The sequence below is a fragment of the Blautia sp. AM29-29 genome (assembly GCF_003480555.1).
Taxonomy (GTDB): Bacteria; Bacillota; Clostridia; order Lachnospirales; family Lachnospiraceae; genus Fusicatenibacter; species Fusicatenibacter saccharivorans.
Genome location: NZ_QUJD01000035.1, coordinates 1 through 11,719 on the forward strand (window position 1 = coordinate 1; position 11,719 = coordinate 11,719).

An 11,719-nucleotide genomic window follows, 5' to 3' on the forward strand; every position below is an offset into this window, starting at 1 on the left:
AACGTAAGCGATGAATAATCACCCGTTCACGACCTCCAGGGAACCTCAAATGTTCAGGTTCCCACGATTTTCCGGTCTTACGTTTTCGATATCTGTTATGCCTGTGCATCTTTCCTTTATGAAATCACTCCATGGCATCAGCTTTTCTATGCCTGCGGGCTCATCCTTGTAGTCCGGCATATACAGCAGCAGAGTGTACAGATATTGAAAGATGTTCAGGCCATTCGCCTTTGCTGTTTCTATGATACTTAATACGATTGCACTTGCTATTGCCCCGTTGGTAGTATCATGAAACAGAAAGTTCTTACGCCCGGTCACATAAGTTTTTGCCCGGCGTTCTGCTGCGTTATTGGAGATCTCACATCTTCCATCCAGCAGATAATTCATAAGGGTTTCCTTATGGTTAAGAGCATAGTTCACTGCCTTTTCTAGTTTGCTCCCTCCTGCAGGATCCAGTGTGTCCAGCCAGCTCCAGAATTCATTCCAGACAGCCGGTTCTTTTTCCTGGCGTCTCTGACTTCGCTCTTCTGCTGGAAATCCTTTGTAAAGACGTTCCAGGTAAAAGAGGCGGTTACAGAATGCGACACCCTTTTCGGCAGGAAGCAGCTTCTCATCTGCAGCAGTCCCTTCCGGCGGTTCCGTGATCTCCTGTTCGGAATTGATATCCAGCAGCTTCAGGTTTTTCTGACGGGCTTTTGGGACTGCCTCAAAAAACTTACGTCTACAGTGGGCGAGACAGCATACTAGGATAACGTCCTCGATCCTTCCGTATGCAGCATATCCATCGCAGTGGAGCAGCCCGGTAAAACCGGACAGGAATTCAATCGGATGATCCCCGCTACGTCCTGGCCGATAATCATACAGGATAATGGGCGGTAGCCCATCCGTCCCGCTCAGATAGATCCACATATAGGATTTTGAGGTGGCACTTTTCCCTTCTTCATGAAGGACCTGGCATGGGACTTCGTCGGCATGGAGTACCTCCCTCTTCAGAAGTTCCTGATGCAGGACCTCATAGACCGGAAGGAGATAGTTCAGCGCACAGTAGTTATACCAGTGTGCCGCCGTTTCCCTTGGGACAGGCACTCCTTTTTCAAGCCAGTCCTTTGACTGCCGGTAAAAGGGAAGGTGCAGGAAGCTTTTCTGGTACATGACAGTTGCAACCATATCTGGTGAAGCGGGGCTGTGTGCAAGAAGCGGCGTTGGTGTTTTCCCTTCCAGGATGGTCGTCTCATCTTCTTCACGGCATACCGGGCAAACAAGGGTTTCCTGCATATACCGTACCCGGACGACCTTTGCTGGGGTGATGCGCAGCTCTTCCCGGACAAACTTATAGCCCAGATGTTCCATTTTGGAATCACAGTCCGGACAGATACGTTCTTCTTCCGGGATATCACATGGAACTTCTACTACGGGAAGGGCCTCGTACAGATCGGCACGGACGGATTTCTTCTTTCTGACCCGTTTATGCTCTTTTACAATTGTCGTTGGCTCCGCCTCTGGGACGGTTTCTTCTACTGGTTGGGAAGCCTTTGTCTTTTCACTGGATGATCCAAAGAGCTTCCGCTTCAGCTCATCCAGTGTTTCATTCAGGTTTGCAATGGTACTGCGCAGATCCTTTATGGTTGCTCTCAGGTCAGTGATCGTCTGTTCCTGTTCTTTATTCGTTTTTAATAGAAGCTGGATCATTTCCTCGGCATCAAGCGGCATAGCGGTCTCCGTCCTTTGTTTTCTTACTACTATTATAAGAAAATATCAGCCAGATGGCAAACTGCCGGAAATGCTGGTACCGTCAATCTGACGGTATCCCATATGTGGATATCTCTCCCAAAAGAATAAGACTGCATACGGATTTTCCATCCTCTTTAGAAAGATATCCACATCCTTTCTGGCAGGAGACCTGTCCATCCAGACATCATCCACATGACACCTGGACAAAGAAGGTCTGACTGTGGATAACGGTAAGAGCACCTTTCCGGAACTGGAAATACAGGATCTTTAAATTCTCCGTTTTGCACAAAATATTAAAAATCCTTCTTTTTCCCACCGCTTTTGATCGCTTTGGGCTGATCGATAGAAAGGCCTTCCATAAGCCAGCGGAATTCCTGACGGGTCAGGAGCCGGGCTTCCGAAGCATTCCGGGGCCACTGGAACCTGCCGCTTCCATCAAGCCTTTTTTGCAAAAGTACAAACCCATCCTTGTCAAAATGCAATGCTTTGAGTTTGCGGCTGTCCCTTCCACAGAAAAGGTAAACCGCATTTGCGTAGGGATCAAGTTCGTAAACATCACGTATGATCGCCATGAGGCCATCAAAACTCTTGCGCATATCTGTCCGGCCGGTTATCACGAAGATCTTTGATACACCGGACAAGTCACCTAACAAAGGCACTGCAGCACAGACAGGATATTGGATATGGTCTCACGGTGTGCTGCATTTGTGATCTCGATCTGAATGCCATGGTATGCTATTTTTACAGCAGTATCAGAAGAGATCTCTGGAACAGCCGGGCTGACGGATGGACAGGGAACCGCTTCCCCAAAAGCCAGCTGGACAACTTCCTGCTTTCCTAAAAAAGTAGAATGAATAGGTTCCGGGATCGTACAGGCTTTCTTTCTGAGCCTTCGTATCTGGTAGTAAAAGTTACTTGTATGAATATGATGTTCCTCACACCAGCATTTGTCAGAGAGACCGCTGGAACGGCATTCCTGGATTAGGCTGAGCCACTCTTCATCGGTACGTCTTGGATTTCTTTGTGTCATAAGTATTCAACTCCTGTTCTTGTATTTGGAGTGGAATTAGCATAGATTCTCGGAACAGATTGAAGTAAAATGCTCCTAAGTGCCAAAACTGGAAGAGTAAGAGAGACCACTCCTTTGAGGAGATTATCTCACAAATTTGAGGAGATGAAAAACCGGGTGATTATTCATCGCTTACCGTAATGAGAAATATTTTTCCAGCACGCTTTAATAATTAACATAGTGATGAATTGTCTTCTGCGCCAGATGATACTGCTCCAGCGTCATGGCGATTTTCCCTTTTTTCAGGGAAATCACGCCATCTTCTTTTAGTTTGCTGATCGTTCGTCCCAGCGTTTTTACGGTAATACCGCATTCTTCGTAGAGCTCCTGCCGCGTTTTCTGAATTATGATTTCTTTTTTTCGCTCGATGCCAAGGTGCGCCGCCTGTTTTAGAATGTAGTCGAGCAGCAGGAAGTTTGGCGGATAGAAGAGTCGTGCGCCGCGGTTATAGGAGGAGCGGTACAGCTTGTATGCAATTTTGTGGGCGACCAGCCGCAGAAGCTGAATATCTTTGACAATCCAGTCCTCGAAGTCTTTCCGGGAAAAATAGACAACGGTTGTCTCGGTCAGTGTTTCGATTGTAACCGAAGTCTTTTCCATTCCGGCCAGGATCGTCACTTCTCCGACAAAATCAATCGGTTTGTTCTTTTCAATCATGAAAACATTGCCATTCTGAAATTCATTGATGACGCGATGTTCCCCTTTTGCGATGATGCCGAATTTTTCCAGCTTATAATCTTTCTGATGGATAATCGTTCCCGGCGGGTAGACACGGATCGTGTAACGGTTATGCAGTTCTTCCGGCATATGCTCGAAATAGGGGGCAAGTGCCGGAACTTCTTCGATCAGTTCTTCTAGTGTCATATTTTCTCGACTCTCTTTCCTTGGTGCAATCACAAAACCAGTTTTGCGTCTGGCATAGCTCATTTTGCGGTCAGACATCTACTGCGGTGAGTATATCACATTTTTTTTCATGGACGCAATGTCTGGCTCTGACTTTTTCAAAAAAAAGAAAAGAAATCCTAAAAAAGAAGAAAAATTTCCCCGAAAACATCCCATATGTCCTTTTTTTCATACCGCGAATCCGCTAGAATACATCTTGTTCTGCAAGACAGAACAAAAATGAACCATAAAAAGAGCAATGGTGGAGGAGAATGTTATGAAAAAGGAAAAGTATGTGTATTCATCACTGAAAAGCCGTATTCAGGCTGAGTGGAAGATCTATGTTCTGGCATTTGTGTTCATTCTGATCGCAGATTCCATCGGACAGATCAAGATCCCGCTGGGACCGGGAAACTTTATTTTGTTCCCGATTTTTTATGCATTGATTCTTGGTGTGCTGTCCGGTCCGCAGGTGACTAAAATCGTAAAATCGAAGGAAGTAAAAGCAGCATCAAAACTCGTTATTGTGGCAATCTGTCCGTTTATTGCAAAGCTTGGCATCAATGCAGGAGCCAGCATTGAAACGGTCATTTCTGCTGGCCCGGCACTTCTGTTACAGGAGTTCGGAAACCTTGGAACTATTCTTCTTGCAATGCCGCTGGCACTTCTGCTTGGCTTAAAGCGGGAAGCGATCGGAGCAACTCATTCGATCAACCGTGAAACAAACCTTGCTCTTATCACCGATATGTTCGGACCGGATTCCCCGGAAGCGCGTGGCAGCCTTTCCATTTACGTGGTCGGCGGTATGGTCGGCACCATCTATTTTGGATTTATGGTTTCCGTAATCGCAATGTTGAATATTTTCCATCCGTATGCTCTCGGTATGGCCTCCGGCGTTGGAGCCGGCATCATGATGGCGAGCGCCACCGCTTCACTGACCGAGATTTATCCGACGATGGCGAACCAGATCTCTGCACTTGCCAGCGCCAGTGAAACGATTTCCGGTATCGACGGAATTTACATGGCCATTTTTGTCGGTATTCCGCTCTGCAACTTCCTGTATCGAAAACTGGAACCGACGCTTGGAAAATTTGCAGACAGAAGAGCAGAAAAACGTGCCGCAAAAAAGAAAGGGGAAGCATAAGCGATGAGATATATTGAATGGGGATTCTTATTTTTACTGTCCGGTCTTGGAATCGGACTTGCCAATCTGGTTGGATTTCAGGTAAACTTTCTGGATTCTCTTCCGGGAATTCTGATTCTGCTGGCGATTTCTTGTGTCGGTGTTGTGGTAAGCAAACTGATTCCGCTGAAGCTTCCGATTGTAGCATACGTTTCCATTCTCGGCCTGCTTGCTGCATCTCCGATTTCACCGGCAAGACAGTTTGTGATCGACGCAGTCGGCAAAATTAACTTTACAGCTCCGCTTACCATGGTAGGTGCGTATGCCGGAATTTCCATCGGCGACCAGGTAAAAACCTTCGCAAAACAGGGATGGAAAATGATTCTGATCGGCGTCTTTGTTATGACAGGAACCTTTATCGGTTCCGCTGTGATTGCACAGGTTGTCATGATGCTGACAGGAACGATTTAAACACTACGCAAGAGAAACAGAGCCCGGCTCTTCCCAGACAGAAAATGGGATGAGGCAGGTTCCTGCTGTTATAGAAAAAGAAAGGAAACCAGTTATGGGAAAACTGATCGTAACGAATACCTCTGTGCTTCTGCCCGATATGACAATCGCCAGAGGGCAGACCGTCGAAACAGAGAACGGGATCATTTCTGCCATCCGTCCGTATCAGGAAGGAGAAGAAATAACGCTCTCCGGAAATAAGAAAACTGAGCTTCTTGACGGAAGCAGAAAGCTTCTGATGCCCGGCCTTTGCGACAGTCACATGCACACGGGGCAGCAGCTTTTAAAGGGACAGATTCTCGATGCGCTTCCAATGATCTGGACGCGCATTATGCTGCCGTTTGAGAGTACCCTGACGCCGGAAAAGATGGAACTTAGTGCCGAACTTGCGGCCTTGGAGATGATCAAATCCGGAACAACGTCGTTTGTGGACGCAGGAAGCTACTTTATGGAGAGCGCGGCAGATGTCTATCTGCAGTCCGGGCTGCGCGGCCTGTTATCTGCATCCACCATGGATGATGCGTCACTGCCGGATGCTATCCGCCATACCGCCGATCAGAATGTGGCGCAGACAGATGCGCTGTATGACGCGTACCATGGAAAAGGGAACTTAAAAGTCGCCTATTCTCTTCGGTCTTTGATCAGCTGTACAGAAGAGCTGATTTTAAAAGCAGCCGGTCATGCGAAAGAGCGTGGTGCCCTGCTGCAGGCACATATGAACGAATATCCGAACGAGATCAATTTCTTTCTGCAGCGTTTTGGAATGCGGCCGATCGAGTATCTGGAAAAGCTTGGCGTGCTGGATGAGCGTTTTCTGGCGGCGCATTGCATTCTGCTCTCGGAAAATGAGAAGGATCTGCTGAAGAAGTATGAGGTAAAAACATGCCACTGCCCGTTCAGCAACTGTGGAAAAGGAGTACCGGATACGCCGGCTCTTTTGCAGCGCGGCATCACCGTCGGCCTTGGAACGGATGGCGCGGCGCATGGAGGACTCAGTCTCTGGAATGAGATGAAAATTTTCCGTTCCGTGATGAACGTCGGACGCGGTGTCGGTATCAGCGAGGCGGCCGTTATGCCGGCAGCGAAAATCCTCCGCATGGCGACACAGGGCGGATATGACTATCTGCATGAAAACGGCGGAAGTATCGCTGTTGGAAAAGAGGCGGACTTTATCACCATTTCACTCTGGCAGCCGCATCTGTATCCGACCGGAAATCTTGTCAATACACTGCTCGAGTGCGTGACAGCAGCGGATGTCTGCGACAATGTAGTACGTGGAAAAATTTTGATGAAAGACCATGCCGTGCAGACCCTTGATGAGGCACGGATTCTTGCTAAGGCAGAGCGGTATTTTGAACAAGCTGAAAAAATTACACCATAAGGAGAATCTATAGTTATGTTAAATCTGATTTTGATGATCCTTCTGAATTTCGTGGTCGGCGGTTGTATCGGCCTGACGGGAATCGCAGGATTTCTGCTTCCGATGTTCTACGCCGGATTCCTGGATATGCCGTCCTCCGCGTCCCTGGCACTCAGCTTTGCGGCATTTCTGATTTCCGGCATTCTGGGATCGGTAAATTATTATAAGAGCGGGAACCTTGACCTGAAAACGGCAAGTGTGCTTTCGGCCGGAAGTTTTGTCGGCGCGCTTGCCGGTGTCAAGATCAACCTTCTGATTCCGGCGGACACGATGAAAATAATTCTATATCTCGTTGTTCTGCTCTCCGGAATTTCCATCCTGCTTCGGAAAGACAAGCCGGGAAATACAGAGAAAAAAGCAGTCCAGAGCGTTCCGTTTTACCTGGTACTTGGTGCTGTAACCGGTGCTGTCTGTGCCGCCTCCGGTGCAGGCGGGCCGGTGCTTGTAATGCCGATTCTGACACTGCTCGGGATTCCGGCGCACACCGCAGTCGGTATTTCCCTGTTTGATTCGATTTTCATCGCCGTACCATCGGCAGCAGGTTATCTGATCGCAGCGGCCGGAAATAAAGAAGTCTTTCTGCTTCTGCCGGTGCTCCTGGTCGCACATGGCATCGGTGTCTTTGCCGGAAGCAAAAATGCAACGAAAATCAACCAGACGCTGCTGAAACGGATCGTGGCCGTAGCTTCGATTGCGATCGCGTGCATCAAACTCTTTCTCTGATTGAAAAACTAGAGTGTGTTTGAAAAACCATTTCCGCAGCCTGCATGCCCCACTTTGCGGTATATTTTGCCCTCATTCAGTCGCCGTAGCCCGCTACGCCTCCTTCATTCAGACAAAATCTCCCACAAATTGGAACATGCAGACTACGAAAAGCCTTTTTCAAACACACTCTAGCGCTTTGCACACAAACTTTAGTTAGAAGCGTATCCCAATTGTTCTTATTGACTAAATATTTCCTCAGGGAATACAATATAGAAAAAGTAAAAAGGAGGGATACCATGCAGGCACTTTCAAAGAAAAAAACCGGTGATATCTGTACCATCAAATGGATGTTTGGAATCCCTGATGTTCTGGATTTCCTCCGAAGCCGTAAAATCAAAGAAGGCAGCACCGTACAGGTCATCCAGAGAATAAACGGTGGATTGATCCTTGGCATGGATGGAAAACGGATTGCAATGTGTGATGCAGCTGCAGACCGGATTCAGGTATGAAAGGAAGAAAAATCAAAATGAGCGGAACCTTGGAAGAGGAGCCGCTCATTTTGATTTTCCAAATACCCACAAAAGAATTTTCGTAGATAAGTGTGCAGACTGCGGAAATGATTTTTAATAAAGATGTGCCAGGAAGTTTTCAAGCTTTTCTTTACATAGAACCGTTGCGAAACAGCCGCCAGATAGAGTAAAATAGAGCAGATCTTAAGAAAAAGGAAGTTGGAATTTTATGACATTATTAGAACAGATACAAAAAGAACATGCCGCTGCTTTTACGCACGGCGGAAAATTTCATGCGGATGATGTGTTCTCTGCGGCACTGCTTCTGCATTTTAATCCGCAGCTTACCATCCAGCGCGGAAATCGTGTGCCGGAGGATTTTGACGGGATTGTTTTTGATATTGGAAGAGGAGAATACGACCATCACCAGAAAGACAGCCGGATCCGGGAAAACCAGGTTCCGTACGCGGCGTTTGGCCTTTTATGGGAGGCACTTGGCACAGAAATTTTAAGTCCGGAGATGGCCGCGCGGTTTGACGAGAAGTTTGTACAGCCGCTCGATCTCAATGATAATACAGGAGAAAAGAATGAACTCGCCAGTATGATCGGCATGTTCAATCCGGTATGGGATGATAACAGCGGAAGCGATGCTGCTTTCCTGGAAGCGGTGGCAGTGGCCGGACGGATTTTGGAACATAAATGGGAGCGTTTTCGTGCGGATGAGCGGGCGGAGCAGCAGTTTGCAGCTCTTCTTGCCGAACACAGGAAGCGGATCGCAGCGGAGAAAAAGGCAGGAACAATGGATGAAAAGATTCTGATTCTGTCGGAATTTTTTCCATGTCAGAAACAGCTTTCCGCGACTGAAATTGCATTTCTGATATTCCCATCGAACCGCGGCGGTTACTGCGTGCAGCCGGTTCGAAAAGAAAATTCATCCAATTACAAGTATGATTTTCCGGAAACATGGCTTGGCCTGGAAAAAGAAGCACTGCAGGAAGTGACGGGGCTTTCCGATGTGTCTTTCTGCCACAAAGGAGGATTTCTTCTCACCGCAGAAACGCTTGACGATGCCGTCGCTGCCTGTCGCATCAGCCTTGCGGGAATGCCAAAAGCACCGGTTCTGATCCACATCGGTACCGATGCGATTGATGCGGATGACGCGCTTTTGCGGCAGATGCCGGGCATGGAGCATGCAGTTATTCTTCATAAACCGCTGCCGGAGGCCCCGGAACTGAACATCTGTGGCAGTTATGCCGTGTCATCACTTGAAAAAGCAGAATGGAAGATACGCCTGCGGGAATACCTGTCGGACTTGTTAAAAGAAAAGCCGGAGGCTGTCTGTGTCAGCGGTGATCTCTTTGCGGCCTATCCGGTCATACACCAGCTCCGCAAGAAACATATTCCGGTTCTGACGGTATCAGAGCAGAATGGAAAACGGCTGCTGGTCCGCATTCCGTCCGGTTCCTGAGAATTTACAGAGAATCTCTCTCAATTTCACGCGTTAAACAGAAAAATTCCTCAATATGTGATTTGTTTCTTTGCATCTGCTGTTGTCTGTGATACAATATAGAAAATACGTGAAATTTTTTGCACAATGAAAACGAATGATATCATTTTTGGTTTATCTTCAAAAAAAGAGGCCAGACTTTACAGGAACGATACATTTTTGTGATTTCATCCGAACGGCCTCAAAAGCAGAAAATGGCAGGCAGAAATCGACAAACAGCAGAGAGGAGAGCAAAACATATATGATTTCAAAGAAAAAATTTGGCACAACGGTAACAGCGTTCGGCGTGGCAGCCGGAATGCTTCTCGGTTCGGCTGCACCGGCGCATGCAGAGGAGACAGCGAAAACGGTGCAGGAAACGCAGAAAGATCAGGCGGCTGCACCGGCCACGCAAAGTGAAACGGAAAACGGAAACACAGAAGAAGCCGTTGTTACGGCTGTAGAAACACAGGAAACCGAGACACCAGCAGGAGAACCGTCCGTACCATTTCAGAATGAAAATGCCGCTTCCACAGAGGAGCCAGAAGTACCGGAAACGCCAGAACCGACAGAGGATCCGACTCCAACGGAGCCACCGGAAGACCCGAATCCAGGCGAGATGCCGGAGCCATCTCCAAGTGAAACCCCGGAACCAACTCCAGGCGAAACTCCAGAACCGTCGGTAACGCCATCCCCAAGTGAAACGCCGACTCCAGCCCCGTCCGAAACCCCGGAACCAACAGAAACCCCGGTGCCAACCGAGACGCCTGCACCAGCCCCGACAGAAACACCGAAAAATGATGAGACACAGGCGGATGACTGGATTCAGACGATTGATTACGGAAAATATATTAGCTCCATGAAAAAAGATCTCCGCGCAGGTTTCGCACAGGTCGACAAAGCGTACGCCTACGCAAAGGTCGATACCAGATTAAACGTCCGCGAAAGCGGTTCCACCAGCGCACGGATCGTGGGAACACTTCCGGCAAAGGCACTCTGCTTTGTGATCGCCGATGCGGATCAGGAGTGGGTTTATATTGAATCGGGCGACGTCCGCGGTTTTGTCCGTACGGATTATCTGCAGCAGGGAAAAGAGGCGCTGGAATATGTAACCGGCACCGGAGAGGATCAGATGAAACTGGCGGATCAGGTGATCGATCCGTCTGAAAATGAAGCCTTTCCCTATAAAAAAGAAACGGTTTATGAAGTAAAAACCTCAACCGGAAACGGTATTATCACATTTGCAAAACAGTTCGTTGGCAGACCATACGTCTGGGGTGGAAACTCCCTGACGGACGGTATTGACTGCTCTCATTTTGTATGGCAGATTCTGACCCGTTGCGGTGCGTACGACGGTGAATATACGACCTCCGGCGGATGGCGCAGCCTTGGAACGGAGGTTGCAAGCCTGGATGAGGCACGCGCAGGCGATGTTATTTGCTATAATGGCCATGTGGCGCTGTATGACGGAGAAGGAAAAATCGTAGAAGCGCTGAATGAAAACGCCGGTATCACCTGCGACCGCCCGGTGGACTGTGACACGATTCTGACGATCCGTCGTTTTGCAGCCGACGATGAAATCGGCGGAACGAACGCAGAAAAGATCTGGAATTACTTCCTGATGCACGGATTTACAAAAGAAGGAGCCGCCGGTATTATGGGAAATATTGCAAACGAGGCATCCACAGACCTCAATCCGACACTACTTGAGTATGGCTCTACCAGCCGCACAAGCCTGAGCGGAGAGCAGTACACGAACCTTGTTGATGCCGGAATCATTTCCCGTGACGAAGTGATCCGAAGTTCCCGTTTTGGCCTTTACAGTGGCGGAAGATATGGATATGGTCTCTGTGGTTTTACAGATCCAACGATCAAAGAGTATCTGTGCCGATATACCATTGATCTTGGAAAGAGCCTTGGAAGCCTGTCCGGCCAGCTCGACAGTCTGATGGCCTACCTTTCCGACTACAATCCGAATCTGCTGGACAGACTGAAAAATGCCGAAGATGTTGGCACCGCAGCAACTGCCTTTATGCGTGAATACGAAAAATGCGCAAACCAGAGCACACAGCAGAAACTGCGTACAACAGCAGCAGAACAGATCTACAATGTTATGGAATCGTATGATTCGCCGGTAGATGTAGAATAAACGAACAGATGATGAAAACGTGTTAAAGAAAGTCCTCCACAGCAGAAAGATTCTGTGTGGAGGACTTTCTTACAGTAAAATAATTGAAAACGGCGCGTCGCATTCTCGTTACTTTAGCCTGCAAATAAAAAGTCA

Annotated in this window: 11 protein-coding genes and 2 pseudogenes; 8 read left to right on the forward strand and 5 right to left on the reverse strand. The window is 48.1% G+C overall.

The annotated features are described in order from the left end of the window. Window positions 1-45: 45 nt before the first annotated feature. The 4 genes from tnpC to DW769_RS15760 all read right to left on the reverse strand — a co-directional run bounded on the left by tnpC (window position 46) and on the right by DW769_RS15760 (window position 3,664). Window positions 46-1,710, reverse strand: coding sequence for an IS66 family transposase (gene tnpC, locus DW769_RS15745; RefSeq protein ID WP_117762083.1), 1,665 nt, complete (start codon window positions 1,708-1,710; stop codon window positions 46-48). 314 nt (window positions 1,711-2,024) lie between these two features. Continuing rightward, window positions 2,025-2,390, reverse strand: a complete 366-nt coding sequence (tnpB, locus tag DW769_RS15750; protein ID WP_226906458.1) for an IS66 family insertion sequence element accessory protein TnpB — start codon at window positions 2,388-2,390, stop codon at window positions 2,025-2,027. Further along, window positions 2,378-2,761, reverse strand: coding sequence for an IS66 family insertion sequence element accessory protein TnpA (tnpA, locus tag DW769_RS15755; RefSeq protein ID WP_117762081.1), 384 nt, complete (start codon window positions 2,759-2,761; stop codon window positions 2,378-2,380). Before tnpA ends, tnpB begins: the two co-directional genes overlap by 13 nt. Before the next feature lie 204 nt (window positions 2,762-2,965). Then, a complete protein-coding gene (locus DW769_RS15760; protein ID WP_118750621.1) occupies window positions 2,966-3,664 on the reverse strand; it encodes a Crp/Fnr family transcriptional regulator in 699 nt (232 codons plus the stop codon). 295 nt (window positions 3,665-3,959) lie between these two features. Between DW769_RS15760 and DW769_RS15765 the strand changes: the two genes are divergently transcribed. From DW769_RS15765 to DW769_RS15780, 4 genes are all read left to right on the forward strand, one after another. After that, window positions 3,960-4,826: a DUF3100 domain-containing protein gene (locus DW769_RS15765; RefSeq protein WP_118750622.1), complete on the forward strand. Its 867-nt coding sequence runs from the start codon at window positions 3,960-3,962 to the stop codon at window positions 4,824-4,826. A gap of 3 nt (window positions 4,827-4,829) precedes the next feature. Then, the gene (locus DW769_RS15770; protein WP_118594457.1) at window positions 4,830-5,276 is read left to right on the forward strand and encodes a hypothetical protein; all 447 of its coding nucleotides are present in this window, start codon (window positions 4,830-4,832) and stop codon (window positions 5,274-5,276) included. Window positions 5,277-5,370: 94 nt separating this feature from the next. Further along, window positions 5,371-6,696, forward strand: a complete 1,326-nt coding sequence (locus tag DW769_RS15775) for an amidohydrolase family protein (RefSeq protein WP_118750623.1) — start codon at window positions 5,371-5,373, stop codon at window positions 6,694-6,696. 15 nt (window positions 6,697-6,711) lie between these two features. Next, window positions 6,712-7,458, forward strand: a complete 747-nt coding sequence (locus tag DW769_RS15780) for a sulfite exporter TauE/SafE family protein (protein WP_118750624.1) — start codon at window positions 6,712-6,714, stop codon at window positions 7,456-7,458. On the opposite strand, the pseudogene DW769_RS17355 reads toward DW769_RS15780, so the two are convergent. Beyond that, a pseudogene (locus DW769_RS17355) lies at window positions 7,442-7,588 on the reverse strand (DUF6783 domain-containing protein). The gene DW769_RS15780 and the pseudogene DW769_RS17355 overlap by 17 nt on opposite strands. Here DW769_RS17355 and DW769_RS17360 point away from each other — a divergent pair. The 4 genes and pseudogenes from DW769_RS17360 to DW769_RS15800 all read left to right on the forward strand — a co-directional run. Beyond that, window positions 7,538-7,657 (forward strand): annotated as a pseudogene (locus DW769_RS17360) (DUF6783 domain-containing protein); the annotation flags it as partial. The pseudogenes DW769_RS17355 and DW769_RS17360 sit on opposite strands and share 51 nt — an antisense overlap. A gap of 79 nt (window positions 7,658-7,736) precedes the next feature. Further along, window positions 7,737-7,949, forward strand: coding sequence for a ferrous iron transport protein A (locus tag DW769_RS15790; RefSeq protein WP_022461118.1), 213 nt, complete (start codon window positions 7,737-7,739; stop codon window positions 7,947-7,949). A 229-nt stretch (window positions 7,950-8,178) separates the two neighbouring features. Further along, window positions 8,179-9,417 carry an MYG1 family protein gene (locus DW769_RS15795; RefSeq protein ID WP_118750625.1) on the forward strand — a complete coding sequence of 413 codons (1,239 nt, stop codon included), beginning with the start codon at window positions 8,179-8,181 and terminating at the stop codon, window positions 9,415-9,417. Between the two features lie 280 nt (window positions 9,418-9,697). Next, on the forward strand, window positions 9,698-11,584 hold the full coding sequence (locus DW769_RS15800; RefSeq protein ID WP_118750626.1) for a phage tail tip lysozyme: 1,887 nt from the start codon (window positions 9,698-9,700) through the stop codon (window positions 11,582-11,584). Window positions 11,585-11,719 lie beyond the last annotated feature (135 nt).